This window comes from Bacillus sp. 7_6_55CFAA_CT2 (assembly GCF_000238655.1).
Taxonomy (GTDB): Bacteria; Bacillota; Bacilli; order Bacillales; family Bacillaceae_G; genus Bacillus_A; species Bacillus_A cereus.
The window spans coordinates 914,780-931,258 of record NZ_JH414708.1 but is presented as its reverse complement, the minus strand read 5'-3'; the positions used below and the strand labels follow the sequence as shown (position 1 = coordinate 931,258).

Below are 16,479 nucleotides of genomic sequence, written 5' to 3'. Positions count from 1 at the left end.
TCCGCTACATTAACATTGTTGGATTAAAATCAATTGAGATTTGTAGCTCTTTTTGCATTTCTGCTTGATAATGTTCATTTACCATTTTGAGCACGTTCTTTAAGTTTGGTTCCCGTTTGTATTTTATCATGCATTGATAACGATATCTATCTTTTATCCTTGGAATCGCTGAAGCAACTGGTCCTAGCACCATTGTTTGCTGTGAGCAATGCGTTCGTAAATACGAGGCAATTTTTTCCGTCACTTGTACCGCTTTTAATAATTCAGGATGAGATACCGTTACGAGTACAACATAGTAATATGGGGGATATTGTCTTGTTCGTCTCATTTGCATTTCTTGGTCAAAAAACACATCATATTGTTGGTTCTTCGCTAACTCTATACTGTAATGTTCTGGCGTATACGTTTGAATCACAACTTCCCCTGGCAATTCATGTCTACCCGCTCGTCCACTTACTTGCTTCAATAGCTGATATGTCTTTTCACTCGCCCGAAAATCAGGTAAGTGCAGCATCGTATCTGCAGTTAAAACCCCAACGAGCGTTACTTTCGGAAAATCTAATCCTTTAGCAATCATTTGTGTTCCGAGTAATATATCTGCTTTTTCTTCCCCGAACGCCTTTAATAATTTTTCATGCATTCCTTTTCGACTTGTCGTATCTACATCCATTCGAATGACTCGTGCCTCTGGAAATAGTTTTGTAATTTCTTCTTCTACCTTTTGTGTACCTGTACCAAAGAAACGAATGTATGTACTTTGACAAGCTGGACACTCAGTTGGCATATTCTCTTCGTAACTACAATAATGACATTTTAAACGATGATTCATTTTATGATATGTCAATGAAATATCACAATGCGGACATTGAACAACATACCCACAATCACGGCACATAACAAATGTAGAATGACCTCTTCTATTTAAAAAGAGTACCATTTGTTCTTTCTTTTCTAATCGATCTGCTATTTTTTCATGCAGCGCCTTAGAAAACATTGATCGATTCCCGTCACGAAGTTCTTCTCGCATGTCAACAATCTCTACCGTTGGTAAAGCTTGTTCATTCATACGTTTTTCCATTGTTAATAGTTCATAAACACCTTTTTTCGCCCTTGCAAACGATTCAAGTGTTGGTGTCGCACTACCAAGAACGATAGGACATTTATGATATTGTCCTCTCCAGACAGCTACATCTCTTGCATGATACCTCGGATTATCTTCTTGTTTGTAACTTGATTCATGCTCTTCATCAATAATAATAATCCCTAAATTCTCAAAAGGCGCAAAAACAGCTGAACGCGCACCAACTACAACTTTCACTTCTTTTCTTAAAATCTTACGCCACTCGTCATACTTTTCTCCAACAGACAACGCACTATGAAGAACTGCAACTTGTGAGCCAAACCTACCTTTAAAACGATCCACCATTTGGGGCGTTAGTGCAATTTCAGGAACAAGAACGATAGCTTCTTTTCCTTTCTTGAGCACTGCTGCTATAGATTGTAAATATACTTCTGTCTTTCCACTTCCTGTAACACCATATAGTAAAAATGGATTATAAGTTTCATTTGTAATTGATGATAAAATCGGTGTAATAACTTGTTTTTGTTCCTCCGTAAGCGGAAATGGTTTTGTTTGTTCAAAATCATCATCGTCATACGGAGTTCGGTATACTTCCACATACTTTTCTGAAATGAATCCCTTTTTAACAAGTGCTTTTATTGGAGCATCTGTTATTTGTAACTCTTCTGTAATTACTTTCAACGGTGCACTTTTATAATTTTCCACAAAATAATAAAGTACATCTTGTTGTTTTTTACTTTTCAGTTCAAATGCCGCTAATTCCAATTTATCTTCTGGCAACTCCGGCTGAACCACTCTTTGCTTCTTCTTTTGTACTTTATCTTTCACTTGATAAACGACTTCAACCGTACCATTTTTAATTTCTTGTTGAATAGTTCGGTATAAATGTGGCTGTTGCTCGATTACTTCAAAATCAATTGCTTCTTTATCCTGAAATAAATATAGTATCTCAGGTGCTATTTCTTCCTGTTTACAAAGTTGTAGACGTTTTTTATACGTTGCTTTTATCGCAGTTGGAAGCATCACTTGAAAAGCTGAAATCATGTAGCATAACGTTTCACTTGTAAGCCAATATCCAAGCTTTAATAATTCATCATTTAAAACCGGTGTTACATCTAATATTTCATGGATTGTCTTTAACTTCTTACTTTCTACATCCACCGAATCTTTAATCCCAATAATAAAACCTTGCAATTTTCTTGGGCCAAACGGAACTACTACACGCATTCCTGTCTGTACAATATCTTCCCATTTTTTAGGGATAATGTAATCAAATGGTCGATCTGTCTGACGGGCAGGTACATCAACAATTACACTTGCAAATTTCATAAACGATCATCTTCTAACATCATTTCAATTTGCTTCAATATTTCACGAGCTACCTCTTTTTTCATTAAAAGTGGCAACTCAATAACTTTTCCATCTTTTCTATACATTGTTACAATATTCGTATCCGTGCCAAATCCAGCTCCTTGCGCTTTTACATCATTCGCGACAATCATATCTGCATTTTTCTCACGTAGTTTTTTCGTTGCATATTCCTCTACATTTGTCGTTTCAGCAGCAAAACCGATAAGTAACTGTTTATCCTTTTTCTGACCTAACGTTTTTAAAATATCCACCGTTCTTTCAAGTTCAATGACAGCATCACCATTTTGCTTTTTCATTTTATTCTCATGAACATATTTCGGACGATAATCTGCAACTGCTGCTGTTTTAATGACAACGTCTACGTTTTGATAATGTTGAAGAACCGCTTCTAACATATCTTGTGCAGATTCCACTTGCACTGTCGTTACATGTAACGGTGGATTTAATGCTGTCGGTCCTGAAACGAGTATAACATCAGCGCCTAAATTCGCTGCCACTTCCGCAATCGCATACCCCATTTTTCCAGAAGAAAAATTTGTCATAAAACGAACTGGATCAACCTTTTCACGTGTTGGGCCAGCAGTTATTAATATTCTTTTTCCCTGCAATGGTTTGTGTTCTGAGAAAGCTTCCTCTAACCGTGCAATAATTGCTTCAGGTTCTTCTAGTCGTCCCTTCGCCACATATCCACATGCTAAAAAGCCTTCCCCAGGCTCAATAAATGTATATCCTAGCGTTTTCAATGTCATCATATTTTTTTGAACTATTTTATTTTCATACATATGCACATTCATAGCAGGCGCAATCCATACCGGAGCTGTAGTAGCTAACAAAGTAGTTGTAATCATATCATCTGCAATACCACCAGCTAACTTTCCAATACAATTGGCAGTAGCAGGTGCGACAAGTACAACATCCGCCCAATCTGCTAAATCAATATGAGCAATAACAGCTGAGTCTTTCTCATCAAATGTATCCGTATATACATCATGGCGAGAAAGCGCTTGGAATGTAAGAGGCGTAACAAACTTCATTGCCGACTCACTCATCATTACTTTTACAATCGCGCCAGATTGTGTCAATTTACTCGTTAACGCAGCTGCTTTAAAAACCGCAATGCCTCCTGTTACACATAGAAGTATCTTTTTCCCTTTTAGCATATGACTCGTCCTCTTTCTTTTTCAAACTTATAATACTGAAATAGAATTCTCAGCTCGTCAGTACCAATATTTCATTCCTTTCGTAAAAAAATAACAACCTACTTGTAAATAGGTTGTTACCGTTACATAGAAAATTATAAAGTCTATGTTTTATTTTGTCGAAGGCAAAGGCTTATTCAGCTACTTTATCTTCACTTGGTACGTAGCTTAATGCTTCTGCATCGATTTCTTCTAATGCTTTACCTACACATTTATGAGAAACAGGTTTTTCTACAACACAGTTATTAGCAAGTTGCATTTCACGCGCGCGTTTTGCAGCTACTGTTACTAATGTGTACTTAGAATCGATTTTTTGTAGTAATGAGTCAATTGATGGATTTAACATAATTATAGACCCTCCGTCATTTCTTTATAATATTTTGCTACCCTTTCGCGGCGGCAATGTTCGCCAACCACAATTGCTTTAATTCTATCACAAGCTAATTCAACTTGATCGTTTTCTACTACATAGTCGTAAGCGTCCATCATCTCGATTTCTTCTTTCGCTACAGTTAAACGATTTTCAATAACATCTTCAGTCTCTGTACCACGTCCGACAATACGGCTTTTTAGTTCAGATAAACTTGGAGGTGCTAAGAAAATAAATACACCTTCTGGGAAAGCTTTCTTAACTTGAATTGCTCCTTGCACTTCAATTTCTAAGAATACATCTTTTCCTTCTTGTAATGTTTTTTCAACATAGTCAATCGGTGTTCCGTAATAATTACCTACGAACTCAGCCCACTCAAGTAATTTTTCATTACGAATCATTTCCTCGAATTCTTCTCTTTCTTTAAAGAAATAATCCACACCATCTACTTCACCTTCACGCGGCTTACGTGTCGTTACTGAAATAGAGTACTGAAAACGTGTATCCTCATGGCTAAACAGCTCTTTACGAACCGTCCCTTTTCCAACCCCAGAAGGCCCTGAAAGAACGATGAGCAATCCTCTTCTACTTCTCATAAATATGTAAAACCTACCCTTCCTCACTTAAATCTTCTTTATTATTCAAACGATGTGCAATCGTCTCTGGTTGAATTGGACTTAATACAACATGCCCATCATCCATAACAATAACCGCCCTTGTTTTTCTCCCATACGTAGCATCAAGCAAAGCATTATGTTCGCGTGCTTCCTGTACTGTTCGTTTAATAGGAGCTGACTCCGGACTTACAATAGCAATAATTCGATGAGCAGATACAATATTTCCGTATCCAATATTTAAAAACCGCATGGCCATAGTTTGCGCCTCCTAGTAAGTCTATCCGATTTCTCCACCACGTATAACTTTATATATTTTTTGAAAGCTACTCAATATTTTGTACTTGTTCACGAATTTTTTCAAGGTTATTTTTCATTTCTACAACATATTTTGAAATTGTTAAGTCATTTGCCTTAGAACCAATCGTATTAATTTCTCTATGCATCTCTTGCACGATGAAATCCATTTTCCTTCCAACAGGCTCTTCAATCTGCAATGTTTCACGAAATTGCTCTAAATGACTTTGCAAACGAACTAACTCTTCATGAATATCACAACGCTCTGCAAAGATTGCGACTTCTGTTAGCAATCTTTGTTCATCTAGATCTTGATTATGTAATTCTTTTAAGCGATTTTCTAATCGTTCACGATATTTTTGTGTAACAATTGGTGCATGTGGAATAATTGCATTTACACAATTGCTAATCTCTTGTAAACGATACGCTATATCTTTATGTAATCGTTCTCCTTCGCCATCTCTCATCGTTTTCAACATATGAGCAGCTTGACGAACAGCCTCATATAAACTGTTCTCAAAATGTTCATTTACATTTTCTATTTCTTCAATTGCTGTTACTTCTGGCATTGCCATTAATTGCTGAAGTGTAATAGAATCTTGTAATTGAAATTTCCCTTTTATATCTTCCATCATCGATTGGTACTGCTCAAGAAGTGACCAATTCACACTTAATTTTCTTTCAACAAGTCCTTCACCCGCTATACTAATAGACACTTCAATGCGTCCACGTCGAACTTGCTGTGCAATTATTTTACGAATTTTGTCCTCAAATACCATCATTTGCTTAGGAAGTCGAATACTCATCTCTAAAAAACGGTGGTTCACCGATTTCATTTCTACTGTAATTTGAAAAGTATCACTTTCTACTTTCGATCTTCCAAACCCTGTCATACTAGAAATCATTTTTATCACATCCAAGCCATAAAATAACTCAATGAAAAAGGTAATAGAGACAAGGCTCTACTACCTTCTGTAAATTATATCACATTTTCATAACATTGACTATTTCAAGTTTAATCCCTTCTTATATAATATCGGCTTTTTCTTCTTAGTCTTTTTCCCTGTTAATAAAGAACCTACTAGTAAGAAAGTCGGAATTGATGATAAACCTCCAATTAATAACCAATCCCTTGCTTGTATCGGCATTGTGCTAAAGATTGGTTGTAACGGTGGATAATATATAACCACTAGCATGAGTAGTAACGAAATAATAACCGCCCCTACTAAATACACGTTCCCAAATGGATTACGGTGAAAGACAGAATGCTCACTACGACAATCAAATACATGAATAAGCTGGGCAAGTACCAACGTCGCGAACGCTACAGTTTGTGCATATTTCAGTTCATTTGGATGTTGGTTATACGCAATAATAAACGCCACTAACGTCACTGCTCCAATTAAAAACCCTCGACTTATTATTTTCCACGCAAGCCCTCTAGCGAATACCCCTTCTTTCGGGTGACGCGGTGTTCTCTTCATCACATCTCCTTCAGCCTTATCCAAACCTAATGCCATCGCTGGTAAACCATCAGTAACTAAGTTCACCCATAAAATTTGAATAGGAACCATCGGCAGTGGTAATGCAAGTAACATCGCAAATAACATAACTAAAATTTCTCCAACATTTGACGCCAATAAGTAGCGAATGAACTTACGTATGTTCTCATATATATTTCTTCCTTCTTTAATTGCTGATTTAATTGTAGCAAAATTATCGTCTAGTAAAACAAGTGAAGAGGCTTCTTTCGCAACATCTGTCCCTGTAATTCCCATCGCTATCCCAATATCCGCTGTTTTTATCGCTGGAGCATCGTTCACTCCATCACCTGTCATCGCTACTATATGTCCTTGATTTTGCAGTGCCTTAACAATTTTCAATTTATGCTCAGGTGATACACGAGCGAATACATACGTATCTTCTACAACATTTTCTAATTCCTCCACATCCATATTCGCGAGTTCTACTCCTTCAACAACGCGTCCATCTGGTGGTAAAACTCCTAATTGTTCAGCAATCGCCATTGCTGTCACTTTATGATCACCTGTAATCATTACTGTTCGAATACCAGCTTCTTTACACTCTTTTACCGCCTGCGCCACTTCTGGCCTTGGCGGGTCAATCATACCTTGTATTCCAACCAACATAAAATCTTTTTCAACGTCTCTTTCATGTTCAATAGAATCCGTGACTTTTAAAGGTTTAAACGCAACTGCAATTGTTCGAAGCGCTTGACTACCTAAGCTATGAATAGCCGCCTGTACTTCTTTTCTATATAGCTCACTTAACGGCTGCTGCTTATCCCCCCACAAGATTGTTTGACTCAGTTGCAAAAGAACATCCGGTGCTCCTTTCGTAACAATAAACTTTTTCCCCTCTCGATCTCGTACAATAACACTCATCATTTTTCGAGTTGAATCAAAGGGGAATTCACGAATAATTTCAAATTTCCCTTTTAATGCCTCACGTGTTATCCCAGCTTTCATTGCTGCAGCTACAAGCGCTCCCTCTGTCGGATCTCCATCTAATACGTACGCCTTTTTCTTTTGAATAATATTTGCATTGTTACATAGTGAACCAAATGTAAGTAGCTGATAAAGTGATTTTGTCTTAGCTGGATTCACTTCTTTTTCACCTTTCATAAAAGAGCCATTAGGTTCATATCCTTGCCCTGTCACTTTCCACAATTCTCCGCCTGACCACATATGTGTTACCATCATTTTGTTTTGCGTCATTGTTCCCGTTTTATCAGAGCATATAACAGAAGCGCAGCCTAACGTTTCTACGGCCGGTAACTTCCTTACAATTGCTCTCTTTTTTATCATACGCTGTACACCAAGTGATAAAGCTACTGTAACAATTGCTGGCAATCCTTCTGGAATAGCCGCAACAGCTAGCGATACGCCAGCTAAAAACATATGATATACTTCATTCCCTTGATACACACCAGCCAATACAACGAGCGCTGTCAAAATAAGAGCTACAATAATTAATATTTTTCCGAGCTGTTCTAACCTTCTTTGCAGTGGCGTTTCCATTTGCTCTGCATTTTGCAACATATTTGCAATTTGCCCCATCGCTGTATTCATACCAGTTGCTACAACGACTCCTGTACCAGATCCTCGCGTAATCATTGTCCCCATAAAAGCCATATTTTTTTGATCCCCAATTGCAACATCTTGCCCTTGCAATGCTTCTACCTTCTTTTGTACAGGTACGGACTCCCCTGTCAAAGCAGACTCTTCAATATATAAACTTGATGCCTCAACAAGACGCACATCAGCCCCAATACGATCACCACTGGAAAACTTAATAATATCACCTAAAACAAGTGCTTTAGATGGTGCTTTTACCCACTTTCCATTCCGCATTACAGTAACTTGCGGAGCGGCTAGTTCCTTTAAAGCTTCCAATGATTTTTCAGCTTTTCTTTCTTGAAAAAAGCCGAGAATACCATTGATAATAACAATGGCAACAATAGCAATAGAATCAATGTATTCACCTAAAAACGCAGAAACAATTGTTGCTCCAAACAAAACGAGTACCATGAAATCTTTAAACTGTGCTAAAAATACCATTAGTGCAGAAGGCCTTTTTGCTTCTTCTAATTCATTAGTACCAAATTTCTTTACTCGCCCTTCTGCTTCTTTCTCTGTAAGTCCAACCTTTACATTCGTATTCGTTCTTTCTTCCACTTCATGTGCTCGCATTCCATACCAGTTCATCCTGCTATCGACCTCCTGATTCCAGACATACTCTATTGAAAGCTTATTCAGCCTCGTCCAAAAAAATGCTATAATTAACATTTAGTTAGAAAGGAGTGTTCATTTATGGCATTCGATGGATTATTTACAAGAGCGATTACACATGAAATTGAAAATTCTCTTTACACAGGAAGAATTTCCAAAATATATCAACCTTCAAAATACGAGATTTTATTACATATTCGAGCGAATGGAAAGAACCAAAAACTAATTCTTTCATCTCATCCTACATATGCGCGTATGCACTTAACGAATCAAAACTACGATTCGCCAGCAATACCGCCGATGTTCTGTATGCTTCTTCGCAAACATTTAGAAGGTGGATTTATTGAAAAAATTGAACAAATCGACTTAGAACGCATTATTCAAATTACTGTTCGCAGTCGTAATGAAATCGGAGACGAATCATTAAAAACATTAGTAATTGAAATAATGGGACGACATAGTAACATTATCTTATTAGATACGAAAACAAACGTGATTTTAGATAGCTTAAAACACGTTTCATTAGCCGTAAACCGTCACCGAACTGTATATGCTGGTGCTGAGTACGTCGCGCCACCAGCCCAACATAAAATCAATCCTCTGCAAATTGAAACCGCAGATGATTTTATTAGACCGCTAGACTTTCTATCTGGAAATATGGATAAACAACTCGTCGGTGCTTTCATGGGAATATCCCCATTATTTGCAAAAGAAATAGTAAAGAAAGCCGGTATGGTAAACGAGAAAGCATTATCAGAAGCATTTTTCTCTATACAAACACCATTACTATCTCATGCATATACACCTACAATGATTACTGCAAATGGAAAAGAATTCTTTTATCTTTTCCCTCTTACACACTTGCAAGGAGAAGAAAAAACATTCTCATCAGTAAGCGAATTGTTAGATCGTTTCTTCTTTGGCAAAGCAGAACGTGATCGTGTAAAACAACAAGCTCATGATTTAGAACGCTTTATGCAAAACGAAAAAAATAAAAACGAGAAAAAACTCATTAAACTCCAAAAAACACTGCAAGATGCTGGAAAAGCAGATAAATATCAACTATTTGGAGAGCTACTTACAGCCAATATGTACGCTTTAAAAAAGGGCGATAAAGATATTGAGGTCGTTAATTATTACGATGAGAATGGTGGAACTGTAAAAATTACATTAGATCCTTTAAAAACACCATCTGAAAATGCACAACGCTATTTCCAAAAGTATCAAAAAGCAAAAAATTCAGTTGTTGTTGTAGAAGAACAAATCGAAAAAACAAATGAAGAAATTCTTTATTTTGATAGCTTACTTCAACAAATGGAAGCTGCTTCTTCAAAAGATATTGAAGAAATTCGTGAGGAATTAGCTGAAGAAGGTTATGTGCGCAATCGTAAAACGAAAAACGCAAAGAAAAAGCCTACTAAACCAGTATTAGATAAATATGTAGCAAGTGATGGCACAGAGATTTTCGTTGGTAAAAACAATAAACAAAATGATTATTTAACAACGAAGTTTGCCCGCCGTGATGAAATTTGGTTACATACGAAAGACATACCTGGCTCTCACGTTGTCATTCGTTCTTTAGAACCTGCTGAAGAAACTTTACTAGAAGCTGCCAAAATTGCTGCCTATTACAGTAAAGCGAAAGAGTCTAGCTCTGTACCTGTTGATTTCACCAAAATACGCCATGTCAAAAAACCGAGTGGTGCAAAACTTGGTTTTGTTACGTACGACAATCAGCAAACCGTATATGTAACACCAGATGCTGATATTGTAATGAAATTAAAAGCGTAAATAAAAAATGCGTGCTATAAGTACAACGACATTTTTTATATTCGTTCACACTAATTCATATACCCATTTACTAATTCATAACACCTTGCTTTTGTCATCTTATATTTCTCTTCTGAGGCTTCGATACGCCTCATCGTTCCGTTATTTGTATCAGTACCAATTGCTTTAACTTTACTTTCTTTTTCTTTAACCCACGCAATTTGTTTCGTTTTTAACGACTGGAACGCATCAGCTGACATCGTACTTTTTAATGTACTGTAAATTTCATTTAGTTTATTATCCCACAGTTCATAATTTCCTTCTATTTCATTTACTATATCATTGGTTGACATAGCATTCGTATGTTTTTCTTGTTTATCTATAGCAGCTAATTCGCTTAAAACATTTGCTCTATCTATCTTTGAAGAAGATTCTTTTTGCGATTGTTTCTCGTCTTTTGAGCCTGTATACGCACTGGAATCCTTTCTCTGTACTTGTTCTGTTTCTTGAATATTTCTTTCTTTCGTTACTTTTTCATACCTATTTTCATCTACATTGTATGAAATAAGAGATGTTTTCGCATTTACAGTAATTAATCCGTTACTATCTTTGAATATATATTTCTTATCGCCACTATTTTCTTCACTTACAAATGACACATTCTTATCGTCTGGCATTTGTAAAATTCTATTTGCTTCTTCTTTTGTAAGTTTTAAATCTTCAGGAAAAACGAATGACCATTTATCCATTAACCATTCCCCTTCTTTATACACCAAATGAAATTCCCATTCTTGGGCCGCATGACCTATTTCATCTTCTAAACTTAATGTATGTACCGTTAAATTTTCTTTATCTTGTGAAGAAGAAAATCTTATTTCAGATTGAAAATAATTTGGGAATGGTAACATATCAGTCTCTCTCGATCTATTAAAGTTATTAAGCAATTCAGGAAGCTGATTCTCTACAAACTTTTTTGAAACTAATCCCTTAACTCCTTTTTTAACTGTCTCTAAATCCCCAGGATTATTTCGGCTCCATCCATTTTCTTTTTCCATCTCACTAAACGCGTTTGCTATTCCATCTACACTCTTTCTTACAATCTTTTTTGCTTCTTTTTCTGTCACTTCTGGCGCTTCATCAAGCTGGTCAATCATTTTATTCACTTGAACTTTGTTTTCACTTGTTTCACACCCCGTTATAACAAGCATACTAGCGGCCAAACAAAATGACATTACTTTACTTAATTTCTTCATACATTCACATTCCTTAACTCAATTTTTTCGTTACATCTCTTTACCTACAAAAAAACGTAACAATCCCTTATTATAACAATCTTTTAATTTGTTTATACAAAAAATATAATATTTAAATTAAAAAGATTTTGTTTGCAAGTTTACATTATTGTTCATTCACATAAAAACTTACTGTAAAAATTATATATATATTTATTTTACATCCGTCTAGTTTTTTTGACACACAGCTACCCTCTTCTCTTTTATTCTAAATAAATATATTGGCACAATTCTTGCTTTATTAATATAAAAAGGAGGAATTAAAATGAATATAAGAATAACTAACATCCAAAAACAACTACATAATTACGGAATCGACGGGTTACTTATTACAAAGAAAGAAAACCGTCAATATGCAACAGGCTTTACAGGTAGCGCTGGCGTCGTCTTAATCTCTGCCGATCAAGCTGTTTTTATCACTGATTTCCGCTATGTAGATCAAGCGAAATCACAAATAAAAGATGCTGAAATTATTATGCATAAAGGAAATTTAGAAAAAGAAATTGCACATCAAGTATCGAAATTAAACATTCAAAAACTTGGAATTGAAGAAAACAACATGACATTGCAACAATATAAAAACTTGCAAAAATACGTACAGGCGGAAATGATTCAAGTGTGCGAAATTATCGAAAATATTCGTATCATTAAAGACACGCCTGAAATAGAAACAATGAAAATTGCAGCTAATATCGCGGACGAAGCATTTCACCACATTCTTACGTTTCTAAAACCAGGAATAAGTGAAAATGCTGTACGAGATGAATTAGAATTTTTCATGCGAAAAAAAGGGGCTACATCTTCTTCATTCCAAATCATTGTAGCCTCAGGCGTTCGTTCTTCACTTCCCCATGGAGTTGCATCAAATAAAATAATCGAACGAGGGGATATCGTTACATTAGACTTCGGTGCACTTTACGACGGATATTGTTCCGATATAACACGTACTGTAGCAATAGGGGAACCATCGGAAGAATTCAAAAAAATATACAATGTTGTACGAGAAGCGTTAAAACGTGGGACTGAAGCGATTAAGCCTGGAGAAACTGCGAAAAGTATCGATGATATAACGAGGGATTACATTACAGAACATGGATACGGTCAATACTTTGGCCACTCTACTGGGCACGGTCTTGGGTTAGAAATACATGAACCGCTTCGCCTATCCCAAGAAAGTAAGGTAACTTTACAAGAAGGTATGGTTGTTACAGTTGAGCCGGGCATTTACATACCGAACTGGGGCGGTTGTAGAATTGAAGACGATATCGTCATTACAAAAGAAGGCTATGAAGTTATTACAAAATCAAATCGGGAACTAATTGTAATCCCTTGTTAATAACAAAACTTTTTCTTTGCACATAGAATTCCTTCTCTGGAGTATTCATTTAAAGAGGGGGAATTTTAATTGAATTTTATAATTGAGAAAATAGAGGGTTTACAAGGAGAATTTTCAAATCTTGTTTCCATGATGAATTACGCTCGCTATACAACAATGCAAGCAGTGGAAGGTTTAACAATTGAAGAACTTGATTATTTATATGATAAGGACGCAAATTCAATTGGTATGTTATTGTACCATATGGCTGCTATTGAATTTTACTACCAAATTCATACCTTTGAAGACCGTGAACCGACGGAAGCTGAATTAGAACATTGGTTACCTGCTATTGAGTTAGGGAACCTTGGACGCGAGAAAATAAAAGGAAAATCTATAAAATTTTACATCAATACATTACAAGAAGTACGTTCCAAAACGATTGCAACATTTCAATCATTACCTGATGAATGGCTGTTTAAAACAACAGACTTTTGGTATGACAAACCAGCTAACAACTACTTTAAATGGTTTCACGTTTTTGAAGATGAAATCAATCATCGCGGACAAATTCGTTTAATTAAAAAAATGCAAAAATCTCATTCAGTAAAATGAGAAAATGCCACCGAATAAGGTGGCATTTTCTTTTATTCATTAACGAATAACTTTTCGTTTACTTTTTTAACGATTACCACTACCGACATTAATATACATATTAAATACAGCATTTTCACAATAAATAACCACCCTTGAAACATTACAATTCCATCTAGTATCTCATTTCCTTTCAATAGCAAAAACGGAATTGTGCTGATTATAATGACAAACTCAATGCTGAAAACAATTTTCTTCTTTCGACTATATACTTTCCATTCCTTCCAGCGATACATAGGTGCAAAAATCAATGCTCCTATACATAATATAATCGGTATCCATTCACTTTTAAGAAATTGCCCTGAAATAACTGATAATAGTAAACAAACGAGCACACCATAATACCCTATTTTCTCTCTCATTCATACTCCCCATTCTACTTCTCCTTTAATATGTAACTTGCTATGCTTATAACAATTTTCAGAAAAATAACAACGACAATTACAATATAAAGACCTTTTGCAGACGACATCCATTCTTGAAAAATAGAGATTTTTTCCATTCGTTTCTGTCCTTCTATTAAAATAACTCCTATAAAAAATGAGCAAACAACAATGACACCTATCATAATTCCGATACTTTTCTTACTATATTGTTTCATATCATTCCAGTTATATAACAGTACAAAAACAAAGCCGAAAACAGGTATGATACTGATCCATTCATTGTTTGTAAACAAATTTAAAGTGATTAATAGACTACAAGATATAGTAAATCCCCAAAACCCAATTTTTTTGCGCATAAGCCCTCCTCGAATTCCATTTTTAGGATTATTTGTATTGTAACATCCATTTATCGTTCTTACCATTACAGTACATGAAATTTTACTTTTTTCTTTTTCCTATACTCACATACTTTCATTGCTTTCATACAATAAACTACACGAATGCCTAAAGGATGTGAATGTTATGGGAGTTGAATTAACGCTATTACACGCTCTCTACATTATTTGTTTACTCACTATTATTACCTTTTTTATTCTCCGAAAAGATACGACTATCATCTGTATTGTTTTTATCTTTTTATTAGCATTAACTGCAACAAGTTCTATCCCTCTTGCCATTAGCGGAATTTTTCAAAGTTTCATTTACGCCATTACTGAGCTATTACCAACTATATTAATCATCTCCATTATCGTATCAATGAGCAATTTACTCGTTCATACTGGCATAAATGATACGATGATTTCACCATTTACAAAAATGATTCGTACACCTACACTCGCCTACTGGATTATCGGCCTTTTAATGATGACCATTTCTTTCTTCTTTTGGCCTTCTCCAGCTGTCGCCTTAATGGGAGCTATTTTATTACCGGTTGCTGTACGTGTCGGCCTTCCTCCAATTGGGGTTGCAATTGCTATGAACTTATTTGGACACGGCATCGCCTTATCTGGAGACTTCGTTATTCAAGGTGCACCGAAATTAACTGCAGACGCGGCTGGTCTCCCTGTTTCCAGCGTCGTATCTGCAAGTGTTCCACTCGTTATCGTTATGGGCATTGTGACAACTTCTGTCGCTTTTTTCTTCTTACGAAAAGAGTTTCATACAGGCTTATCTATACAAGAAGCTATTCCATCAACTGAGTTTTCTAAAACGCTCACTTCATTATCTCCTCGCATAAAAAAATGGCTCGCTATTTGTATCCCTATCATATATATCATTGATATCCTTTGCATGATTCAATTTAAATTACAAGGAAGCGACGCAACTGCACTTATCGGCGGAACGACTGTTATTATGATTATCATCATTTCCCTCATCGCCTACAAAGGAAATGGACTGAATAAAACGACCGATTATTTCATAGAAGGGCTCCAATTTGGCTTTAAAATTTTCGGACCAGTTATTCCTATCGCTGCACTCTTTTATTTAGGAGATAGTGGATTTGTAAAAATTATCGGTGACTATTTACCGAAAGGTTCACACGGAATCATTAACGACTTAGGCATCGCTTTATCTCAAACTGTTCCTTTAAATCAATATGTATCGGCAGGGACATTAACCATCGTTGGTGTCATTACCGGCTTAGATGGATCAGGTTTTTCAGGTATATCACTTGCTGGTTCCATTGCCAATCTTTTTGGAACAGCACTTGGCCATGGAACAGCTACATTAACAGCACTCGGGCAAATTGCAGCTATATGGACCGGGGGCGGGACGTTAATTCCTTGGGCGCTTATTCCTGCTGCTGCAATTTGCAAGGTAGATCCATTTGAACTTGCACGCCGAAACTTTTTACCTGTTATTATCGGTTTAATTGTCACCACTATCTTTGCGATGTTTATTTTATAACGTAAGCAAGTGTTCTCTTGCTTACGTTTTTTCTTGTAAAATTCATCATGAATTACTGGTTTTCAACAGGGATTCGTTATCCCTTAGCGAAATTATATTAGGAGAGTAATTTTTTCAAAACGTTTACGAGAAACAGATTACTTCAATTAGAAAAGGGGACATAACTATGAATGAATTGATTTTCGTCTTATTAATTTGTCCGTTACTTATCTTTATCGTTTCTGTTATTGGAACGCGCAAGACGAAAACGTATTACGTAATGCCGATTGTAACGTTTGCTAGTTTTTTAATAATAGGTGTTATCGCCTTTACTCCAAAATTTTTCTTTTGGGTCGGCATGTATAGCATTTTCTCATTTATTGTTTCTTATGTGACTCTATTGTTTGTAAGAGGATATAAGCTTGCAGAAAGCGCTAAGTAGTTAAGGAGATTGTAATATGATTTTCTTTGATATTAATGGAACTTTACTT

Annotated in this window: 15 protein-coding genes; 5 read left to right on the top strand and 10 right to left on the bottom strand. The window is 35.9% G+C overall.

The features are described 5' to 3' along the window. Positions 1–4: 4 nt before the first annotated feature. The 7 genes from priA to HMPREF1014_RS05095 form a co-directional block, all read right to left on the bottom strand. On the bottom strand, positions 5–2,410 hold the full coding sequence (gene priA / locus HMPREF1014_RS05125) for a primosomal protein N' (protein WP_000666717.1): 2,406 nt from the start codon (positions 2,408–2,410) through the stop codon (positions 5–7). After that, positions 2,407–3,612, bottom strand: coding sequence for a bifunctional phosphopantothenoylcysteine decarboxylase/phosphopantothenate--cysteine ligase CoaBC (gene coaBC, locus HMPREF1014_RS05120; RefSeq protein ID WP_000911750.1), 1,206 nt, complete (start codon positions 3,610–3,612; stop codon positions 2,407–2,409). The genes priA and coaBC overlap by 4 nt, the downstream gene beginning before the upstream one ends. A gap of 172 nt (positions 3,613–3,784) precedes the next feature. Further along, positions 3,785–3,997: a DNA-directed RNA polymerase subunit omega gene (rpoZ, locus tag HMPREF1014_RS05115; RefSeq protein ID WP_000933960.1), complete on the bottom strand. Its 213-nt coding sequence runs from the start codon at positions 3,995–3,997 to the stop codon at positions 3,785–3,787. Positions 3,998–3,999: 2 nt separating this feature from the next. Then, positions 4,000–4,617 carry a guanylate kinase gene (gene gmk / locus HMPREF1014_RS05110; protein WP_001257741.1) on the bottom strand — a complete coding sequence of 206 codons (618 nt, stop codon included), beginning with the start codon at positions 4,615–4,617 and terminating at the stop codon, positions 4,000–4,002. A 13-nt stretch (positions 4,618–4,630) separates the two neighbouring features. Then, positions 4,631–4,894, bottom strand: a complete 264-nt coding sequence (gene remA, locus HMPREF1014_RS05105; RefSeq protein WP_001251456.1) for an extracellular matrix/biofilm regulator RemA — start codon at positions 4,892–4,894, stop codon at positions 4,631–4,633. 67 nt (positions 4,895–4,961) lie between these two features. Continuing rightward, the gene (locus tag HMPREF1014_RS05100; RefSeq protein WP_000625869.1) at positions 4,962–5,837 is read right to left on the bottom strand and encodes a YicC/YloC family endoribonuclease; all 876 of its coding nucleotides are present in this window, start codon (positions 5,835–5,837) and stop codon (positions 4,962–4,964) included. A gap of 99 nt (positions 5,838–5,936) precedes the next feature. Continuing rightward, on the bottom strand, positions 5,937–8,660 hold the full coding sequence (locus tag HMPREF1014_RS05095; protein ID WP_001104777.1) for a calcium-translocating P-type ATPase, SERCA-type: 2,724 nt from the start codon (positions 8,658–8,660) through the stop codon (positions 5,937–5,939). A gap of 105 nt (positions 8,661–8,765) precedes the next feature. Here HMPREF1014_RS05095 and HMPREF1014_RS05090 point away from each other — a divergent pair, with 105 nt between their 5' ends. Then, a complete protein-coding gene (locus HMPREF1014_RS05090) occupies positions 8,766–10,475 on the top strand; it encodes an Rqc2 family fibronectin-binding protein (RefSeq protein WP_000863278.1) in 1,710 nt (569 codons plus the stop codon). Between the two features lie 50 nt (positions 10,476–10,525). Here the strand turns inward: HMPREF1014_RS05090 and HMPREF1014_RS05085 are convergent, their stop codons facing one another. Then, the gene (locus HMPREF1014_RS05085) at positions 10,526–11,707 is read right to left on the bottom strand and encodes a lysozyme inhibitor LprI family protein (protein ID WP_000736527.1); all 1,182 of its coding nucleotides are present in this window, start codon (positions 11,705–11,707) and stop codon (positions 10,526–10,528) included. 304 nt (positions 11,708–12,011) lie between these two features. Between HMPREF1014_RS05085 and HMPREF1014_RS05080 the strand changes: the two genes are divergently transcribed. Continuing rightward, positions 12,012–13,082, top strand: coding sequence for a M24 family metallopeptidase (locus tag HMPREF1014_RS05080; RefSeq protein ID WP_001026208.1), 1,071 nt, complete (start codon positions 12,012–12,014; stop codon positions 13,080–13,082). Between the two features lie 69 nt (positions 13,083–13,151). Continuing rightward, positions 13,152–13,676, top strand: a complete 525-nt coding sequence (locus HMPREF1014_RS05075) for a DinB family protein (protein ID WP_001009251.1) — start codon at positions 13,152–13,154, stop codon at positions 13,674–13,676. A gap of 32 nt (positions 13,677–13,708) precedes the next feature. Here the strand turns inward: HMPREF1014_RS05075 and HMPREF1014_RS05070 are convergent, their stop codons facing one another. Both HMPREF1014_RS05070 and HMPREF1014_RS05065 read right to left on the bottom strand, forming a co-directional pair. Beyond that, positions 13,709–14,077, bottom strand: coding sequence for a YoqO family protein (locus HMPREF1014_RS05070; protein ID WP_001208257.1), 369 nt, complete (start codon positions 14,075–14,077; stop codon positions 13,709–13,711). Positions 14,078–14,091: 14 nt separating this feature from the next. Then, positions 14,092–14,457 carry a YoqO family protein gene (locus tag HMPREF1014_RS05065; protein WP_001227566.1) on the bottom strand — a complete coding sequence of 122 codons (366 nt, stop codon included), beginning with the start codon at positions 14,455–14,457 and terminating at the stop codon, positions 14,092–14,094. A 166-nt stretch (positions 14,458–14,623) separates the two neighbouring features. On the opposite strand from HMPREF1014_RS05065, the gene HMPREF1014_RS05060 reads away from it, so the two are divergent. Both HMPREF1014_RS05060 and HMPREF1014_RS05055 read left to right on the top strand, forming a co-directional pair. Beyond that, complete coding sequence (locus tag HMPREF1014_RS05060) at positions 14,624–16,009, top strand: hypothetical protein (RefSeq protein ID WP_000537868.1); 1,386 nt, start codon at positions 14,624–14,626, stop codon at positions 16,007–16,009. Between the two features lie 166 nt (positions 16,010–16,175). Beyond that, complete coding sequence (locus tag HMPREF1014_RS05055) at positions 16,176–16,430, top strand: YbeF family protein (RefSeq protein ID WP_001003936.1); 255 nt, start codon at positions 16,176–16,178, stop codon at positions 16,428–16,430. Positions 16,431–16,479 lie beyond the last annotated feature (49 nt).

Excerpts from the sequence above, each read along its gene's own strand:
- priA (WP_000666717.1), bottom strand. The coding sequence starts at position 2,410 with ATGAAATTTGCAAGTGTAATTGTTGATGTACCTGCCCGTCAGACAGAT.
- coaBC (WP_000911750.1), bottom strand. The coding sequence starts at position 3,612 with ATGCTAAAAGGGAAAAAGATACTTCTATGTGTAACAGGAGGCATTGCG.
- rpoZ (WP_000933960.1), bottom strand. The coding sequence starts at position 3,997 with ATGTTAAATCCATCAATTGACTCATTACTACAAAAAATCGATTCTAAG.
- gmk (WP_001257741.1), bottom strand. The coding sequence starts at position 4,617 with ATGAGAAGTAGAAGAGGATTGCTCATCGTTCTTTCAGGGCCTTCTGGG.
- remA (WP_001251456.1), bottom strand. The coding sequence starts at position 4,894 with ATGGCCATGCGGTTTTTAAATATTGGATACGGAAATATTGTATCTGCT.
- HMPREF1014_RS05100 (WP_000625869.1), bottom strand. The coding sequence starts at position 5,837 with ATGATTTCTAGTATGACAGGGTTTGGAAGATCGAAAGTAGAAAGTGAT.
- HMPREF1014_RS05095 (WP_001104777.1), bottom strand. The coding sequence starts at position 8,660 with ATGAACTGGTATGGAATGCGAGCACATGAAGTGGAAGAAAGAACGAAT.
- HMPREF1014_RS05090 (WP_000863278.1), top strand. The coding sequence starts at position 8,766 with ATGGCATTCGATGGATTATTTACAAGAGCGATTACACATGAAATTGAA.
- HMPREF1014_RS05085 (WP_000736527.1), bottom strand. The coding sequence starts at position 11,707 with ATGAAGAAATTAAGTAAAGTAATGTCATTTTGTTTGGCCGCTAGTATG.
- HMPREF1014_RS05080 (WP_001026208.1), top strand. The coding sequence starts at position 12,012 with ATGAATATAAGAATAACTAACATCCAAAAACAACTACATAATTACGGA.
- HMPREF1014_RS05070 (WP_001208257.1), bottom strand. The coding sequence starts at position 14,077 with ATGAGAGAGAAAATAGGGTATTATGGTGTGCTCGTTTGTTTACTATTA.
- HMPREF1014_RS05065 (WP_001227566.1), bottom strand. The coding sequence starts at position 14,457 with ATGCGCAAAAAAATTGGGTTTTGGGGATTTACTATATCTTGTAGTCTA.
- HMPREF1014_RS05060 (WP_000537868.1), top strand. The coding sequence starts at position 14,624 with ATGGGAGTTGAATTAACGCTATTACACGCTCTCTACATTATTTGTTTA.
- HMPREF1014_RS05055 (WP_001003936.1), top strand. The coding sequence starts at position 16,176 with ATGAATGAATTGATTTTCGTCTTATTAATTTGTCCGTTACTTATCTTT.